At 34.1% G+C, this 19,830-nt stretch carries 11 protein-coding genes; 7 read left to right on the top strand and 4 right to left on the bottom strand.

The features are described 5' to 3' along the window. Positions 1-155 precede the first annotated feature (155 nt). A complete protein-coding gene (locus SLW70_RS15430) occupies positions 156-2,021 on the top strand; it encodes a chondroitinase-B domain-containing protein (protein WP_320889533.1) in 1,866 nt (621 codons plus the stop codon). Next, on the top strand, positions 2,022-2,474 hold the full coding sequence (locus tag SLW70_RS15435) for a hypothetical protein (protein ID WP_320889535.1): 453 nt from the start codon (positions 2,022-2,024) through the stop codon (positions 2,472-2,474). It begins immediately after the preceding gene. A 66-nt stretch (positions 2,475-2,540) separates the two neighbouring features. Here the strand turns inward: SLW70_RS15435 and carB are convergent, their stop codons facing one another. Both carB and rpmH read right to left on the bottom strand, forming a co-directional pair. After that, complete coding sequence (gene carB, locus SLW70_RS15440; protein WP_320889537.1) at positions 2,541-5,393, bottom strand: carbamoyl-phosphate synthase large subunit; 2,853 nt, start codon at positions 5,391-5,393, stop codon at positions 2,541-2,543. 134 nt (positions 5,394-5,527) lie between these two features. Next, positions 5,528-5,689: a 50S ribosomal protein L34 gene (rpmH, locus tag SLW70_RS15445; RefSeq protein ID WP_026706823.1), complete on the bottom strand. Its 162-nt coding sequence runs from the start codon at positions 5,687-5,689 to the stop codon at positions 5,528-5,530. A 308-nt stretch (positions 5,690-5,997) separates the two neighbouring features. Here rpmH and SLW70_RS15450 point away from each other — a divergent pair, with 308 nt between their 5' ends. Next, positions 5,998-6,513, top strand: coding sequence for a DUF2892 domain-containing protein (locus tag SLW70_RS15450; protein ID WP_320889538.1), 516 nt, complete (start codon positions 5,998-6,000; stop codon positions 6,511-6,513). Between the two features lie 248 nt (positions 6,514-6,761). On the opposite strand, the gene sucC is transcribed toward SLW70_RS15450, so the two are convergent. Next, on the bottom strand, positions 6,762-7,955 hold the full coding sequence (sucC, locus tag SLW70_RS15455) for an ADP-forming succinate--CoA ligase subunit beta (protein ID WP_320889539.1): 1,194 nt from the start codon (positions 7,953-7,955) through the stop codon (positions 6,762-6,764). Positions 7,956-8,372: 417 nt separating this feature from the next. Here sucC and gltB point away from each other — a divergent pair, with 417 nt between their 5' ends. From gltB to SLW70_RS15475, 4 genes are all read left to right on the top strand, one after another. After that, positions 8,373-12,887, top strand: coding sequence for a glutamate synthase large subunit (gene gltB / locus SLW70_RS15460; protein WP_320889540.1), 4,515 nt, complete (start codon positions 8,373-8,375; stop codon positions 12,885-12,887). A gap of 4 nt (positions 12,888-12,891) precedes the next feature. Then, positions 12,892-14,352 carry a glutamate synthase subunit beta gene (locus tag SLW70_RS15465; RefSeq protein ID WP_320889541.1) on the top strand — a complete coding sequence of 487 codons (1,461 nt, stop codon included), beginning with the start codon at positions 12,892-12,894 and terminating at the stop codon, positions 14,350-14,352. 417 nt (positions 14,353-14,769) lie between these two features. After that, positions 14,770-15,987, top strand: a complete 1,218-nt coding sequence (lysA, locus tag SLW70_RS15470) for a diaminopimelate decarboxylase (protein ID WP_320889542.1) — start codon at positions 14,770-14,772, stop codon at positions 15,985-15,987. 198 nt (positions 15,988-16,185) lie between these two features. Further along, the gene (locus SLW70_RS15475; RefSeq protein ID WP_320888441.1) at positions 16,186-17,547 is read left to right on the top strand and encodes a transposase; all 1,362 of its coding nucleotides are present in this window, start codon (positions 16,186-16,188) and stop codon (positions 17,545-17,547) included. Between the two features lie 119 nt (positions 17,548-17,666). Here SLW70_RS15475 and pafA read toward each other — a convergent pair whose 3' ends face one another. After that, positions 17,667-19,322, bottom strand: a complete 1,656-nt coding sequence (pafA, locus tag SLW70_RS15480) for an alkaline phosphatase PafA (RefSeq protein ID WP_320889544.1) — start codon at positions 19,320-19,322, stop codon at positions 17,667-17,669. Between the last annotated feature and the right edge of the window lie 508 nt (positions 19,323-19,830).

Here is a 19,830-nt window from a genome sequence, read left to right on the forward strand (position 1 = left end):
TACTATAATTTTATAGAAATTCCCGTTTTTAATTGTATTTTTGGTTAACCACTTTTTCTCTTTTGGTCAGTTGTAAAAACAACTTGAGTACAATATCGCCTAGAAGTGAATAAAACTAACTAACAACCAATAATGCAAATTAAAAATCATTCCTAATGAAAAACACAATCCTTCTATTAACTGTCGTCTTTCAATTACTTACTTATGGCCAAAATGTAAATCAAAAAAGCATTCTAGTAAAAGATATTCATGAACTGAATAAAGCTATCAATCAAGTTGCTCCTGGTCATGAAATTATATTAGCTAATGGAATTTGGTCCGATGTAAAAATCAATTTTTATGGATTGGGCACCAAAGAACAGCCCATTAGTCTACGTGCTGAAACGCCAGGTAAAGTTTTTATTGAAGGAATTTCCTATTTACAACTTGGAGGAGAATACCTAATCGTTGATGGTTTATATTTCAGAAATGGTCATACCCCCATCAGCGGAATAATACGTTATAGTATCGGTCAAGATAAAATAGCCAATAACTGTAGGGTAACCCAAACTGTAATCGATGGATTCACACAACCTAATCGATTAGATACTGACCAGTGGATTGAATTTTACGGAAAAAACAACCAACTCGATCATTGCTACATTACTGGAAAGTCGAATGACGGAGAAACGCTAAGAGTGTATCTATCTGGCAATGAAAACATCAATAATCATCATCAGATAGTCCAAAACTATTTTGGCCCACGTCCTAGAAAAGGTGGCCCTAGAGCTGAAACTATTCGTGTTGGTGCCAGTGAAACTAGCTTTGCCCCTAGCTTTACAAATGTAGAGGATAATTACTTTGAAGCTTGTAATGGGGAGATAGAAATCATCTCAGACAAAACTAATTCTAATATCTACAAGAATAATATCTTCTATAAATGTGAGGGTTCTTTAGTATTGAGACATGGTGATTACGCCACTGTTGATGGAAACATTTTCATTGGTGGTGATGAATCTAACTTTTATGGAGGAATAAGAGTTGTGAATTCGGGTCATTGGATTACAAATAATTATTTCTACAAAATTAAAGGAGACGAATTTAGATGTGCCCTTGCCGTCATGAACGGAATTTTCAATACTGGTTTAAACAGGTACAAACAAGTTACTGATGCCGTTATCGCATACAATACTTGGGTAGATTGTAAATCACCATGCCAAATAGGTGTGGGACAAAACCTTAAAAGCGCCGATGTTCTACCCGCAAGTGAAATACGTTCTTTAGCACCTGAAAGAACAATCATTGCTAATAATATCATCTACAATACTCAGGAAGATGCTGCCCCAATAATCAATCATAGTAAAATGGAAGGGATTCAATTCCACAATAATAAAATTGATAATCAGGGTAAAGCATACACAGAATTCAATGTATTAGTGAATTCTCCTATCAAGATGAAAAAAATTAATGATTGGTTATATACTCCAGATGATTCTCAAAATCAAGCTTTGAAAGAAGTGTATACTGGATATGAATTCAATACAATCAAAAAAGATTTATTTGGTTCCTCTAGACTAGAGAAGAATAGTATTGGCGCCATTAGTCAATCTACAACTGCAGAAAAATTTGTAATCAACAAAAAGAAATACAGCCCAAAATGGTTCACAACGGATAAAGTACCAGCTAAAGTAAAAACCCTAACGGCTTCGTCTGTAGAAGGCGACCTAGCTAAAAAAATTAGTCAAGCTGCATCAGGGGATATCATTCTGCTAACCGACAAACGATATACACTACCCTCTTCTATTAAAATAGACAAATCGATTACAATTCGCTCCAAAAATGCTAAAAATAAAGCACAAATTGTTTTCACAGGTGAAAATGAAACACCAGCCTTTGAAATGAATCCGAAGGGAAACTTGAAATTAGAAAATCTAGTTCTTAAAGGTGGAAATGGTAAGTATGCTTTTGCGCCTTTACATAAAAACATGTCTTCAGCCTATAACTTAAAAGTAGAAAACAGTACGATTGAAGACTTTGATTAAGTGCTGAAAGCTACCAAAGGGTCTTTTTCAGATTCGATAACTATCAAAAAAACTACTCTGAAAAACTGCTTGAACGGTATTGTACTTGCCGCTGATGATAAAGGAGACTATAATGCTGAGATGGTATCAATAGACCAATGCTCTTTTGTAAATGTGCAAAATAATGTTATTCACTTTTTCAGAGATGGTTACGATGAATCTACAATTGGAGGTGTCTTGACGGTTACCAACAGCACTTTTACTGCCTGTGGAAAAACAGAGAAAAGTGGTATCTTAATCAAAACAAGAGGTATTATCAATGTGAATATTAAAGACAATACGTTTAAGAATAATCCAATAGAGCATGTTGCCATTTTATGGGGCGAAAAGAACAACCACCATTTAAATAATACCTTAACTAATTCTGGAATAATAAAAGTAGAACAACAACAAAAACTTAATATTCTCTACTAAAAATAGATATTAAAAAAATAGGCTGTCTTTGTGAGACAGCCTATCAATATTTATAGTTTGAGTAAATTATTTACTCAAGTACATTTTTCTTCTAGAATACAATTCGTAAAAAGCATCATCTTTTAAATCATCGATAAACAAGATACTTTCTCCAGTTGATTTCATTTCTGGTCCTAATGCTTTGTTTACGTTAGGAAACTTACTGAAAGAGAATACTGGTTGCTTGATTGCATATCCTTTTAACTGTGGATTAAAGTCAAAGTCCGTTACTTTACTGTGTCCTAACATTACTTTAGTTGCATAGTTTACATAAGGCTCGCCATACGCTTTTGCAATAAATGGAACCGTACGAGAAGCTCTAGGATTTGCTTCAATAATATATACCGTATCGTCTTTGATAGCAAATTGAATATTGATTAAACCAACAGTTTTCAATGCGATAGCAATTTTATGTGTATGGTCTTTGATTTGTTGCATTACGAATTCTCCAAGGTTAAAAGGAGGTAAAGTAGCATTAGAATCTCCTGAGTGTACTCCACAAGGTTCTATATGCTCCATAATTCCGATGATGTAAACATTTTCACCGTCGCAAATTGCATCTGCTTCCGCTTCAATCGCACCATCTAAATAGTGGTCAAGTAGTAATTTGTTACCTGGAATGGTTTTCAACAAGTTAACTACATGCTCTTCTAATTCTTGTTTGTTGATTACAATTTTCATTCCTTGACCTCCTAATACATAAGAAGGACGAATCAATAATGGAAAATCTAATTGGTCTGCAAGAGCAGAAGCTTCATCAGCTGTTTCAGCGATTCCGAATTTAGGGAAAGGAATTTTTAAATCTGTTAACAAATCAGAGAAACGTCCTCTGTCTTCGGCTAAATCCAAAGCATCAAAACTAGTTCCGATGATTTTAACCCCGTATTTAGATAATTTTTCAGCTAATTTAAGAGCAGTTTGACCTCCTAATTGTACAATTACACCTTCTGGCTTTTCGTGTTGAATGATATCATAGATATGCTCCCAGAAAACTGGTTCAAAGTATAATTTATCAGCTGTATCAAAATCTGTAGAAACCGTTTCTGGGTTACAGTTGATCATGATGGTTTCATAACCACATTCTTTAGCTGCCAAAACTCCGTGTACACAAGAGTAGTCAAATTCAATTCCTTGTCCAATACGGTTAGGTCCAGAACCTAGAACGATGATTTTCTTCTTGTCTGTAACGATACTTTCGTTATCTACAAAACGAATTCCATCTGCTTTTTCGATTTCAGCCTCAAAAGTAGAGTAATAATATGGCGTTTTTGCTTCAAATTCAGCCGCACAAGTATCAACCAATTTAAACACACGGTTGATATTTGAACTCATACGCAATGCATGTACTTCACTTTCTAAACAGCCCATCATATGTGCAATTTGTCTGTCGGCAAAACCTTTTTGTTTCGCTTCAAGCAAAAATTCTTTTGGTAAAGTAGCTACAGTATATTTAGAAATTTCTTTTTCAAGAGTATGTAATTCTTCGTATTGTTTCAAGAACCACATATCGATTTTAGTGATTTCGTGAATACGGCTCAACGGAATACCCATTGCGATAGCATCGTAAATCACGAATACACGATCCCAACTTGCATAAGTTAGTTTTTCGATAATTTGTTCGTAATTAGTATATCCTTTTCCGTCAGCTCCTAAACCATTACGTTTAATCTCTAAAGATTGAGTCGCTTTGTGTAACGCTTCTTGGAATGAACGTCCAATTCCCATTACCTCACCTACAGATTTCATTTGAAGTCCTAAAGTTCTATCAGAACCTTCAAATTTATCAAAGTTCCAACGAGGAATTTTTACAATTACATAATCTAATGTTGGTTCAAACAACGCCGAAGTTGATTTTGTAATTTGGTTTTGCAACTCATCTAAGTTATATCCTAAAGCTAGTTTAGATGCAATCTTAGCAATTGGGTATCCAGTCGCTTTAGAAGCCAAAGCAGAAGAACGCGATACACGAGGATTGATTTCAATCGCAACGATATCTTCTTTTTCGTCTGGCGATACTGCAAACTGTACGTTACAACCTCCAGCAAAGTTTCCGATACTACGCATCATTAAGATAGCATAATCACGTAATTTTTGGAAAGTTTTATCAGATAAGGTCATTGCTGGTGCCACTGTAATCGAATCTCCGGTATGAATCCCCATAGGGTCCATATTTTCGATAGAACAGATAATCACAACATTATCATTTTTATCTCTTAAAAGCTCTAATTCGTATTCTTTCCATCCCATCAAAGCTTTATCAATCAAAACTTCGTGAATTGGAGATGCTTCAAGACCTGCAGTTAACAATCTGTCAAAATCTTCAGGTTTGTACACAATAGAAGCTCCTGTTCCACCCAGTGTAAACGAAGGGCGAATTACTAATGGGAAACCAAATTCCTGAGCAATTTCTTTTCCTCTCAAATAAGAAGTACAAATTTCAGCAGGTGCTGTAGGTACATCAATTCTTTTAAGAAGTGCTTTAAACTGATCTCTATCTTCAGTAATATTAATTGCGTTAATATCAACACCAATCAATTTTACATTAAAATCACTCCAAATTCCTTTTTCCTCAGCTTCTAAACATAAGTTCAAAGCTGTTTGTCCTCCCATCGTTGGTAAAACAGCATCAATTTGAGGGTGCTCTTTTAAGATTTCAATAATCGATTTGGTAGTTAAAGGCTTCAAATAAATATGATCCGCCATTGAAGGGTCGGTCATAATGGTAGCTGGATTAGAATTTATCAAGATAACTTCTATTCCTTCCTCACGTATTGAACGTGCAGATTGAGAACCTGCATAATCAAATTCGCAAGCTTGACCAATAACAATAGGACCTGAACCTATTATTAAAACTGATTTAATTGATGTGTCTTTCGGCATTTTATTATAATTAAGAGTGGGTATTATTTTTGCTAAAAAGGTATAGATAAAGGAATTCGAAAACCTTAATCCGCTTAGGTATAAAAAAAGGCGATACTAAAAAAAGTAACGCCTTATCTATGTTTATAAAAACATTATTTTTTGTGTCTTGGGTCACAAGAAACAGTCAATTTATGTCTTCCTTTAGCTCTTCTTCGTGCAAGAACTTTTCTTCCATTCGCAGAAGCCATTCTGTCCATAAATCCGTGCTTATTTCTTCTTTTTCTTTTCGATGGTTGAAACGTTCTTTTACTCATTGCTTTGTATCTTTAAATCTTATTTATATATCTTAACTTATTGTTCTCTCGAAACCGAGTGCAAATATACAAAGACTTTTTTTTTTTAGCAAGCAGTTTTTTAAAAATATTTCAATAAACTCTAAAGTCTCAAAAATTAAGACTTAAAACCTAAGCAACCTCTGTCTTTTTCAATGGTGTTTCTGACACAAAAAGCCACCAAAATCAAGCTAAAGACTAGTTTATCAACTGTTTCACAGAATTGATATTTGTTTTGCGTCTATCCTATTCATTTTACTATCTTTGCTAGCTTAAAAAACACAATTTATATGTTTCACAAAAATATCAAACTAATTATCGCTGGTTTAATCCTAGTCACTAGCGTTTGGCAATTCACAGAAAACAATATTGGTAATGGAATCTTCCTAATACTATTAAGCATTATCCCTATTTTTCTTTATTTCAAAAATGAATTTATCTTACTCGCTTTCATAAAACTAAGAAAACAAGATTTTGAAGGCGCTACTAAATGGCTTTCTTTTATAAAAAATCCAGAAGCAGCTTTAGTACAAAAACAACAAGGATACTTCAACTACCTTCACGGAATCATGAATTCTCAAACGAATCTACAGTTAGCTGAGAAATATTTCAAAAAAGCAATCGAACTAGGTTTATCAATGGACATGGATTTGGCTGTAGCCAAATTAAACCTTGCTGGAGTAGCGATGACTAGAAGAAGAAAACTAGAAGCAACTAACCTATTAAACGAAGCCAAAAAGCTAGACAAACAAGGAATGCTAAAAGACCAAATCAAAATGATGAAAGATCAGATGAAGAAAATGTAAAAAACTTTTTTTATTTTCAGACAATACCATCAAAATTACTGATGCATTTTTGTTTTTTTAACCTTGATTAAACTTCAAAATTAAATCAAAAAGAAAGTTGACGATTATACAATAAAAAAAGGATAGTTCTTTAACTATCCTTTTTTTATTGCCAGCAATTAATAACCATAAAAAAAATCCTGTTCGAAACGAACAGGATTTTAATATAATAACGAAACTTATAAAAGTCTCCTTGCTTTATTCTCTTATTAAGATAATGCAGCTTGAACTTGATCAGCTGCTTCTTGGAAAGCAACAGCTGACAAAATAGGCATTCCAGAATTATCAATTAATTCTTTTGCAATTTCAGCATTAGTACCTTGTAAACGAACAATGATTGGCACTTTAATAGCGTCACCCATGTTTTTGTATGCATCAACAACTCCTTGAGCCACACGGTCACAACGAACGATACCTCCAAAGATGTTAATCAAAATTGCTTTTACGTTTGGATCTTTCAAGATAATACGGAAAGCAGTCTCAACACGTTTAGCATCAGCAGTTCCTCCTACGTCTAAGAAGTTTGCAGGCTCAAAACCAGCATACTTAATTAAATCCATAGTTGCCATTGCTAATCCAGCTCCGTTAACCATACATCCTACAGTACCATCAAGATCAACATAGTTCAATCCTACTTCTTTAGCTTCCACTTCGATAGGGTTCTCCTCACGGATGTCACGCATTTCAGCAATTTTTATTTGTCTGTATAACGCATTATCATCAATATCAACTTTAGCATCTACCGCTAAAATTTTATCATCAGAAGTTTTTAATACTGGGTTGATTTCAAACATAGAAGCATCAGAACCAATGTAAGCTTTATATAAAGCGTCGATGAATTTCACCATTTCTTTAAAAGCATTACCTGATAGACCTAAGTTAAAAGCAATTTTTCTTGCTTGAAAACCTTGTAATCCTACAGTTGGATCAATCTCTTCAGTAAAAATTAAATGAGGTGTATGCTCAGCAACTTCTTCAATATCCATCCCTCCTTCAGTAGAGTACATGATCATATTACGTCCTGAACCTCTATTTAAAAGTACTGATACATAAAACTCAGAAACTTCACTTTCACCTGGATAATAAACATCCTCAGCTACTAATACTTTGTGAACCTTTTTACCTTCAGCAGAAGTTTGAGGTGTTACCAATTGCATTCCGATGATTTCACCAGCAATAGTTTCAACTTGCTCTAAGTTTTTAGCTAATTTAACTCCACCACCTTTTCCACGTCCACCTGCGTGTACTTGTGCTTTGATAACATGCCATCCAGTTCCTGTTTCAGCAGTTAATTGTTTTGCAGCAGCAACAGCTTCAACTGCGTTATTAGCAACGATTCCACGTTGAATGCGAACTCCGTAGCTAGCTAGAATTTCTTTACCTTGATATTCGTGTATGTTCATAATATAGATTTTATCTGGACTCTGAATTTGTTTCAGAATAAATAAGTGGCACAAAAGTAACAAAATACATCCTAAGATAGAAACGTTTTCAAAATTTTAAAATCAATTATTTCACAACAAATGTTAAAAAAATAAAAATCGATTTTTTTGTATCAAAAAAATATAAAACTAGAAATTCCACGTCACTATAACGATTGAATTTTCGCATATATTTAATCTAAAACTTCACTAAATTAGCTAAATCCAGCTTTTATTTCCTTTTATAATTGTCAATTTACTAAAACAACGAACCAAAAACCGAATTATTTACAATTATCTCTTGATTTTATGCTTTTATTACAAAAATACAGCCAACCCGCCCTTTTCAATTCATTATGTATAATGAAATCTTTATTTTTGTAAAAAAATTTATCAAGCATGAAACTTAAAGAACAAGGCCTTTATTTGCCAGAATTTGAGCATGAAAACTGTGGAGCTGGTTTTATTTGCAACCTTAAAGGTGAGAAAACGAATCAAATTATACACGACGCATTAGAAATTCTAGTAAAACTAGAGCACCGTGGTGGTGTAAGTGCTGACGGAAAAACGGGAGATGGAGCTGGACTTTTAATCGACATTCCTCATGAATATTTCAATAGAGTTTGTGATTTTACTTTACCTGCTGCTCGTGAATATGCTGTTGGAATGGTATTTTTACCAAAAATAAAAAACCAATACGTTTACTGTAAAGAGATATTCGAAAAAGAAATCAAAGAACAAGGACTTACTGTTTTAGGATGGAGAGAAGTTCCTGTTGATTCTTCACAATTGGGTGAAATCGCTTTAGCATCTGAGCCTTCTATCGAACAAGTTTTTGTTGGTAAAAGCGAAACCATTGACGAAGCTATTTTCAAAGCTAAATTATATGCTGCCCGTAAAATTACAGAGCATACTATTGCAAATTCTAAAATATCGCAAAGTTCTTATTTTTACGTACCAAGTTTCTCAACTACTACCTTAATATATAAAGGTATCATTATGCCTGAAGATATCGGGCCATATTATACTGACTTACAGCAAACGGATTTAGTTACTCGTTTGGCTTTGGTACACCAACGTTTCTCTACGAATACAATGCCAACATGGGAATTATCTCAACCTTTTAGATATATGTGTCAAAATGGTGAGATCAACACACTACGTGGTAACGTAAGCAGAATGCGTGTACGTGAAGAAATCATGAAAAGTGATGTCTTTGGACCACAAATAGAAAAATTATTCCCAATCATCTTACCAGGAAAATCAGATTCTGCTTCTATGGATATGGTGGTTGAATTACTTACACATACAGGACGTTCATTACCAGAAGTAATGATGATGATGATTCCGGAAGCATGGGAGAAACACAAAACCATGTCTGAAGAAAGAAAAGCATTTTACGAATACAACGCTTGTATCATGGAACCATGGGACGGACCTGCTTCTGTACCATTCTCTGATGGAGATTATGTAGGTGCTTTATTAGACCGTAATGGTTTAAGACCTTCTCGTTATACTGTTACCAAAAGTGGTAAATTAATTATGGCATCAGAAATTGGCGTTGTAGAAGTAGACCCTGAAGATGTAGAAAGTCACGGTAGATTAGAGCCTGGAAAAATGTTCTTGGTTGATATGAACGAAGGACGTATCATCAATGATGAGGAAATCAAAAGTAAAATTGTTTCTGAAAGACCGTATCAAGAATGGTTGAAACAATACCGTTTGAACTTGAAAGACGTACCTACAACTACTATTGCTTGTCCTATCGAGACAATCGATTTAAAAACTAGAGAACGTTTATTCAACTATACATTAGAGGATATTCAAGAAATGATTACACCAATGGCTCAAGCTGGTAAAGAAGCTTTGGGATCTATGGGTATCGATACACCTCTTGCAGTATTGTCAGACAGACCACAACTTATCCCTAACTATTTCAAACAGTTATTCGCACAAGTTACTAACCCTCCTTTGGATGGTATTCGTGAAGAAATTGTAACGGATATCAGTTTAGCATTAGGGCAAGACAGAAATATTTTTGATATTTCTAGCAAACAATGTAGAAAATTAAGAATTCAAAATCCTGTTATCTCTAATGACGATTTAGAGAAAATTAGAAATATCTCAATCGATAATTTCAAAGCAGAAACAATTGAAATCTTATATCCAAAAGCTAAAGGATTAAACGGTTTAGAAAATGCTTTGGATAACATTATTATCCAAATCACTAAAGCAGTTGAAAGAGGAACAAACATCATTATCTTATCTGATAGAGGTGTAAACAAAGAGTTCGCTCCAATCCCAGCTTTATTAGCTTGTTCGTACGTTCACCACCAAATGAACCGTTTGCGTAAGCGTTCGTACTTTGATATCATTATCGAATCAGCTGAACCACGTGAACCACATCATTTCGCAACTTTATTTGGTTACGGAGCAAGTGCTATCAATCCTTATATGGTTAACGAAATCATTCGTGTACAAGTACAAGAAGGTTTCATCACTGGAATTAGCGAACAAAAAGCAGTTGACAACTTCAACAAAGCAATTGGTTCAGGAATTCTAAAAATCATGAACAAAATTGGAATCTCTACTTTACATTCTTATAGAGGTTCTCAAATTTTTGAAATTGTTGGTTTCAACTCTAAATTCGTTGAAAAATACTTCCCATATACTGCTTCAAGAATTGAAGGTATTGGATTGTATGAAATCGAAAAAGAAATTAGCGAAAGATACCAATATGCTTATCCTGATGTATTAATCCCGAACCGTTTAGGATTAAACATTGGTGGAGAATACAGATGGAGACGTAACGGGGAAAGACATATGTTCAACCCTACTACTATTGCTAAATTACAACAAGCAGTACGTTTGAGTGATCAAGATAGCTATGATATGTATGCTAAAACAGTAAACGATCAAGCTAAAAACTTAATGACTATACGTGGTCTATTTGAATTTGACAACTTAGACCCAATTCCATTAGACGAAGTTGAACCATGGACCGAAATCGTAAAACGTTTCAAAACTGGAGCAATGTCTTATGGATCTATCTCTAGAGAAGCACACGAAAACTTAGCTATCGCCATGAACCGTATTGGAGGTAAATCTAATTCAGGTGAAGGTGGAGAAGACAGAAAACGTTTCCAACCAGATGTAAATGGTGACAGTCGTAACTCGGCTATCAAACAAGTAGCTTCTGGACGTTTTGGAGTAACTTCTCACTACTTATCTAGTGCAAAAGAGATTCAAATTAAAATGGCTCAAGGTGCTAAGCCTGGAGAAGGTGGACAATTACCTGGTGAAAAAGTATTACCATGGATTGCAGAGGCTCGTAACTCAACTCCTTTCGTAGGATTGATTTCACCTCCACCTCACCATGATATTTATTCAATTGAAGATTTAGCACAATTAATCTTTGACTTGAAAAACGCTAACAGAGAAGCACGTATTAACGTGAAATTAGTATCTGAAGTTGGTGTTGGTACGATTGCAGCTGGTGTTGCTAAAGCAAAAGCGGATGTGGTATTAATCGCAGGTTACGATGGTGGTACTGGAGCATCTCCTTTAACTTCATTGAAACACGCAGGTCTTCCTTGGGAACTTGGATTAGCTGAAGCACAACAAACTTTAGTATTAAACAATTTAAGAAGCCGTATCGTTGTAGAATGTGATGGTCAATTAAAAACTGGTCGTGACGTAGCTATCGCTGCTTTATTAGGTGCTGAAGAGTTTGGTTTTGCTACTGCTCCATTAGTAGCTTCAGGATGTATCATGATGCGTAAATGTCACTTGAATACTTGTCCTGTAGGGATTGCAACTCAAGATAAAGAATTGCGTAAGAATTTCAAAGGAACACCTGAGCACGTAATTAACTTCTTCTACTATGTAGCTGAAGAGTTAAGAGGAATCATGGCACAACTTGGATTCAGAACCTTAGAAGAAATGGTGGGTCAAACTCACAAAATTAATTCTAACAAAGCCATCACACATTACAAAGCAAAAGGTTTAGATTTATCTTCTATCTTACACAGACCAGATACTTACAAGTATTTGACAGTAAGAAACACAGAGAAACAAGACCACGGATTAGACAATGTATTGGATTTCCAAATCTTGAAAGATTCTCACCGTGCTTTGTACAGAAAAGAAAAAATGACATTGAATTATCCTATTACTAACATCAACCGTTCAGTAGGAGCTATCGTTAGTAATGAAATTTCAAAAATATATGGTCACTTAGGTTTACCTGAAGACACTTTAAACATCAACTTTACTGGTTCTGCTGGACAAAGTTTAGGAGCTTTTAGTGCTCACGGTTTAACATTTACAGTTGAAGGAAATACAAACGATTATTTAGGTAAAGGATTATCTGGAGCTAAATTAATTGTTAAAAAACCAGCCAAAGCAACATTTGTCGCAGAAAACAACATTATTGTTGGTAACGTATGTTTATTTGGAGCAATCGAAGGAGAAGCTTACATCAATGGTATTGCAGGAGAGCGTTTTGCAGTTCGTAACTCAGGTGCTACTGCAGTAGTTGAAGGTGTGGGAGATCACGGTTGTGAGTATATGACTGGTGGTAAGGTTGTTGTTCTAGGAAGTACAGGACGTAACTTTGCAGCAGGTATGAGTGGAGGTATCGCTTATATCTATGACCCAGAGCATAAATTCAAAAATGGTTTATGTAACACTGAAACAATCGAATTCGAAACTATTGAAGGTATCGAAGCAAACGAATTGAAACAATTGATTGAGAAACATGTACTTTACACTAACAGTAGTAGAGGTACTGAATTGCTTAACAATTGGGACGCTAGCTTAAACGATTTTGTAAAAGTAATGCCTACGGAGTACAAAAAAGCATTAAAGCGTTTGGAGACAGAAGTACAAATGGTAGAAGAATTAACAGCATAATACAATGGGAAAAGTAACAGGTTTTAAAGAATTCGAAAGAAAAGATGAATCATACACAGCAGTACAAGAACGTGTAGGACATTATAAAGAATTTACAGTTCCTTTGAGTGAAGCTGAAATTACTGAACAAGGATCACGTTGTATGGATTGTGGTATTCCATTTTGTCATAGTGGATGTCCGTTAGGGAATTTAATCCCCGACTTTAACCACATGGTACACCAAGGAGAATGGCAAAAAGCCTCTTGGATACTACATTCAACAAATAACTTCCCTGAATTTACAGGACGTTTATGTCCTGCACCGTGTGAAAAAGCATGTGTTTTAGGAATTATTGCTGATCCAATTTCTATCGAAAACATAGAAAAAAATATCGTTGAACGTGCCTTCGCAGAAGGATGGATCAAACCACAACCACCAAAAGAAAGAACAGGTAAAACTGTAGCTGTTGTTGGTTCAGGTCCTGCAGGATTAGCAGCGGCTCAACAATTAAACAGAGCAGGTCACACTGTTACCGTTTTTGAAAGAGACAATGCTATTGGAGGACTATTACGTTACGGAATTCCAAATTTCAAAATGGAAAAAGGAATTATCGACAGACGTATCGCTATCCTTGAAGCTGAAGGAATCATCTTCAAAGTAAACACAAACGTTGGTGTAAACTACGATATCAATGACTTAAAAGCATTTGATTCAATCGTACTTTGCGGTGGTGCTACAGAAAGAAGAGGTTTACCAACTCCAGGTGCTGATGCTGACGGAGTGGTTCAAGCAATGGATTTCTTAACGCAACAAACAAAAGTTGTTTTTGGAGAAAAAATTGAAAATCAGGTTCTAGCTACTGGTAAAGATGTAATCGTGATTGGTGGTGGAGATACTGGTTCTGACTGTGTAGGTACATCAAACCGTCAAGGTGCTAAATCAGTGACCAACTTCGAGATTATGCCAAAACCTCCAGTAGGAAGAAGCGAAACAACTCCATGGCCTTATTGGCCTCTACAATTAAAAACATCTTCTTCTCACAAAGAAGGTGCTCAAAGAAATTGGTTAATTAACACTAAAGAATTCGTAAAAGATGCATCTGGTAAATTAATCGCTCTTAAAACTGTTAATGTAGAATGGAAAATTGTTCCAGGACAACGTCCTCAATTAATCGAAGTAGAAGGTTCTGAAAAAACTTGGCCTTGTGACCTAGCATTATTAGCTTTAGGATTTACAGGTCCAGAAAGCACTTTAGCAGACCAATTAGGAATTGAAAAAGACGCTCGTTCAAACTATAAAGCAGAATATGGTAGTTACCAAACCAATGTACCTAACATATTTACTGCTGGTGATATGCGTAGAGGACAATCATTAATAGTTTGGGCTATTTCTGAAGGTCGTGAAGCAGCAAGAGCCGTAGATTTATACCTAATGGGAACAACAAACCTTCCTACTAAAGAAGGTGGAGATTTACCAGGAGTATAATCCAATAGAATTATAGCTACAAAGGGCTGTCTATTCATTTAGACAGCCCTTTTTTTTTGATTTTTGAATTTAGAGTAACGTATGATGATTTTAGATTTCTAGTATCAATCATTTAAAAATATCCGTTTAAGTATTCCCAAATCAACAATCAAAAATCGTTAATCCTCAATCAAAAACTTAAATTATTTATTTGGAGGTGCCCCAGTTTCCACTATCGTTACAACTGGGTCGGGCTATCCGTTACAAGTCCTCGTTACTTACGCTATCGCTACAGTAACTGTGGGCTTTCCACTACTATCCCTCACCCATTAAACAACACAACTACCACAAAACAAACATTTTGTTATATTTTGTTAGAATTACTAATTTTCATTGTAAAACCAATAAAGAATAATAAATTTGCTCAAAAAAACTAAAATGCAACCAAAAGACTTAGTACAACTAGCAGAACAATTTGGCTCACCACTATACGTTTATGATGCCGAAAAAATAAAATCACAATACAGTCGATTAACCAAAGCTTTTTCTAAAGTAGAAAAATTACGTATCAACTACGCAATGAAAGCTCTATCAAACATTGCCATTCTTCAATTACTTAGAGAATGTGGTTCTTGTTTAGATGCCGTTTCAATACAAGAAGTACAATTAGGACTTCATGCAGGTTATTCTCCTGACCAAATATTTTTTACACCTAACGGAGTTTCATTAGAAGAAATCGAAGAAGTTTCTGCTTTAGGCGTTCAAATCAATATTGACAACCTTTCTATCTTAGAGCAATTTGGGACTAAACACCCAAATGTACCTGTTTGTATTCGCATCAACCCACACGTAATGGCTGGAGGAAATGCTAATATTTCTGTAGGACATATTGATAGTAAATTTGGAATCTCTGTACACCAGTTACCACACCTTGTTCGTATTGTTGAAAACACAAAAATGAACATCGTAGGTATCCATATGCACACCGGATCTGACATCTTAGATATTGAAGTATTTTTATATGCTGCCGAAATCTTATTTGATGCTGCAAGAAACTTCAAAAACTTAGAATTCTTAGATTTCGGAAGTGGATTTAAAGTACCTTACAAAAAAGATGATATCGAAACTGACATTGAAGAACTAGGTAAAAAACTATCTAAAAGATTCAATGAATTCTGTGCAGAATACGGTAAAAACTTAACCCTAATCTTTGAACCAGGAAAATTCTTGGTGAGTGAAGCTGGTTATTTCTTAGCTAAAGTAAATGTTGTTAAACAAACAACATCAACTGTTTTCGCTGGTATTGATAGCGGTTTCAACCATTTAATTCGCCCAATGTTTTATGGTTCACAACACCATATTGAAAACATCTCAAATCCAAAAGGAAAAGAGCGTTTCTATTCTGTAGTAGGATACATTTGCGAAACAGATACATTTGCAAATAACAGAAGAATCTCAGAAATAAACGAAGGTGACATTCTAAGTTTCAGAAATGCAGGAGCATATTGTTTCTCTATGGCATCTAACTATAACTCAAGATACAAACCAGCTGAAGTACTTTGGATGAACGGACAAGGACATCTAATTCGTGCTCAAGAAACTTTTGAAGACTTAATCAAAGGTCAAATAGGTTTACCTCAAGCAGTAGCAAAATAAATAGTGAACAACAATAAAAAAGTCCCATTTCAATAAATTTGAAATGGGACTTTTTACATTAGACCAATGCTAGTTTCCTAAGGCACATTCATAATAACACAAAAAGTTGTTTTTCAGCAAAATAGGTATTATTTTAGAAGAAACAAACCCCGAAATTGCTCAAAACGAGTCAAAAACGGGGTTTTCTTTTAAAGTGTGATGGCAAAAATAGTACGTTTAAGCGAATTTCAATACAAATTTTCAATTTTTACTATCAATGAAAATTTTGATAGTTTTTACGCCCAATTTTTAAAAACGGATTTGGGTAAAATATACCTTTCAATGCCTTTTTCTGAGCTTAGTCAAGCCTTCAAATTGAAAGATTCTAACAAAGGGACTCATTGTTATTTTAGTCCCAAGGGTAAGATTGCCCTGATGATGTTAAAAAATTACTACGGTTGCTCGGATAAAAAACTTATTGAGCTTTTGAACGGTAATATTTTCATGCAGTTTTTTTGCGACATTCTAATTCCTATAGACAAGCCCCTGACTAATTTTAAAATCGTGAGCCAAATCAGAATGGAACTCTCCAAAGGTTTAAATATTCGAAAGAGTCAAGAAATATTAGCTAAAAACTGGATTCCATTTATGAGTGATTTGGATAAAATTTTTACCGATGCCACTTGTTACGAAAGCGAGGTACGCTTTCCAACTAATCAAAAACTACTATGGGAATGCGTACAATGGAATTACAAACAAATGGAAGCCTTATGTGGTATGTTAAAAATCAAGTTACCAAGAACCAAGTATTTGGATTGGTGTAGACGCTATAATGAATATTCTAAAAAAAGAAAAAAGCAATCAAAACACCGTACAAAAGTAACCAGAGGACTGTTGAAATTATTGTACAAACTTAACGCTGAACTCAATAAAATTGAGAATCAAAATTCTTTTGAAGCTACTAAAAAATACAAAAACCAACGTTCTCTAATCGCTAAGGTGTATCAACAACAGTCTCAAATTTTTAAAACAGGCAAAAGTGTTCCAGATAGAATAATAAGTATTAGTAAAAGCTATATTAGACCTATTGTAAGAGGTAAGGAAGTAAAACAAGTTGAATTTGGAGCCAAAGTCAACAAAATCCAAATTGATGGAATTAATTTTATAGAACATATTCAGTACAGAGCTTTCAATGAAGGTACACGTCTTCAAAGCACGGTTTTTTGCGCTCAAAACTTAACCAAAACTAAAGTAAAAATGCTTGGTGCTGATGCAATTTATGCCACCAATAAAAATCGAACATTCACCACTTCAAACAACATCCAAACCGATTTTGTGCGAAAAGGAAAAGCTGGCAAAAATGAAGAACAGCGTAAAATCTTAGCTAAAGAAATCAAAAAAGAACGCTCCACTCGATTAGAAGGAAGTTTTGGAAAAGAGAAAGAACATTACAATCTAAAAAAGATAAAAGCCAAAACCCAAAAAAGTGAAATGCTTTGGATCTTCTTCGGAATACATACAGGAAATGCCCTGGAAATAGGAAGAAGAATTCTCAAGCAGCAACAAATTTTAGCAGCCTAAAAAAACAAAAAACACCTCCGTGGAGAACGTGCGTCTAGTCAATACCTAAAAAAGACTTTTTTGATACATCAGAGTCCGTGAAAAATAAAAATGACCAATTTTGAAACTCTAAAATTTGGTCATTTTTTTATTTCTTGCAAAAAAGTAGGCTTACTTCTGAATGTGCCTCCTAAAATTTCTTCTAACAAATTCGACTCTGTTGAATTAGGAAGTGAAATTTGTATTTTTTGAGATACTGTCGGTGCAATTTGGGTAATTTCTTTTTTACCGTATGACTTACCCTTTTTTATTTTCCATCCATAAAACAAAGCTGGTACATGCGTGTCATAGGTATATGTTGTACCATGAGAGGTACCAGTCCCGTGGTATTCAATATACCCAGGCTTATCAAGTATAACTATATCTCCATTTTGAGTTGGATCGTATCCTTTATAAATAAAATTCAAGTAAAAGTCAGCTCCAGAAGAATTTAATATCTCTTCTTCTGTATACACTCTTTTTACATAATCCAAAGTCATTAAAAACTTCTTAAACTCCTGTTTAACTACAGCTAAATCCAAATTATTTGATTTTACAATTCCTTTATCAAAAAACAAATTATAGCTAGAGTAATTCAAAACAACATCCACTCCAAAAGTTTTAATTGAAAACTCCTTAAGATTTGTTCGAATATCTTTTGGACTAACACTATTTACATTGTACTTATTATCTTTAAGGTAATTTACATTTTCAGCTCCAGCATGATCTGCAGTTAAGAATAATAAATAATTTCCTTTACCAACAGTTTTATCTAGATAATTTAAAAAGGTTTCCATAGTTTGATCTAACCTCAAATAGGTATCTTGTAATTCCATAGACCTAGGCCCTAGAAGATGACCTACATAATCAGTAGAAGAAAAACTTATTGTTAAGAAATCGGTTATATCATCTTTACCTAAGCTTTCTTTTTCAATTGCTTTCATTGCAAATTCAGCTAAAAAATCATTACCGAAAGGTGTAGAACGAATAACACTAGCATCATGTTTCTGATACATTTCTTTTAAATTATAAGGAAATATAGTTTTTTTACTTCCATATAATTTACCCTCATAAGCATTATCATCTGCTAGACTTTCATTATAAACACTTATAGGCTTCAATAAATCCCAACCTTTTTCAAAATAAGGTAAATAATGTTTCTCATTATTAAATTCGTTCACCCAACTAGGTAAAGCTGAACCATAGAATGTACTTGAAATAAAATCTCCCGTTTTACTATGCCAAAAAGCCCAATTAGCAAAATGACCACCCGGTAAGATTGCACCACGGTCTTTAAGACTCATAGCAATTACTTTCCCTTTAAAATTAGTCGACATTCTAAGCTCATCAGTAACTGTAGTACTTAAAAGGTTTTTAGGGGACATTTCTCCTTCATCTTTAGTACCATTACCTATTGTTGAAACAGAAGTGTCATCTGTACAATAAATTGCCTTATTTTCTTTTCTACTAAACCATTCGTTACCCACAATTCCATGTATAGCAGGTGTTGTTCCTGTATAAATTGATGAATGTCCAGGAGCAGTATATGTGGGCATATAATTATAATGCATATTCTCAAAACTGAATCCTTCATTAAGCAACCTCTTAAATCCCTTATCTGAAAAATCATTATAAAAACGGTATAAATACTCCATTTTCATTTGATCTACTACAATACCAACAACTAATTTCGGACGCTCTTGTGCACCTATTAGATTAATTAAACTTACAGAGAACAGTAATAATATTTTTTTCATAGTATTGATTATAATGCGAGTAAAAATAGGCACAAAAAAATAGCTAAACAAAAAAACCATATCAAATAAATAATATAGATTTAGAAAACAATACCTTTTTGTACTTCATCATTTCAAGACAAGAAAACCATATAACAAATCGATTATCATAAATTAAGCTAAACTCACAACTTTACAACTTGAAACATTGAATTCTTACTTTTAGGTTATTTATTTTTCTTTTGCCTATTCCTCAACTTATGAACTTGATCCGCTTTTTCTTTTTAGTCTAACTAATATTTATGCTTAATTTTTCTCGCTCAACAGGTTTTAGGATTGATCCCATACTCTCTCACAAAAACGTAGTATCATCTGTACTGGCAGACATAACTACTCTGTTCGGATTAAATTTTACCTTATTTTTTTAAAAAATAAAACAAAAAATCCCCATCAAATAAATGATAAGGATTAAGAATACTTCCGTTTTAGTGAAAATGCTATAAAACAAAAAACCCTGTTTCGTTAGAAA

This window comes from Flavobacterium sp. NG2, assembly GCF_034119845.1.
Classification (GTDB): domain Bacteria; phylum Bacteroidota; class Bacteroidia; order Flavobacteriales; family Flavobacteriaceae; genus Flavobacterium.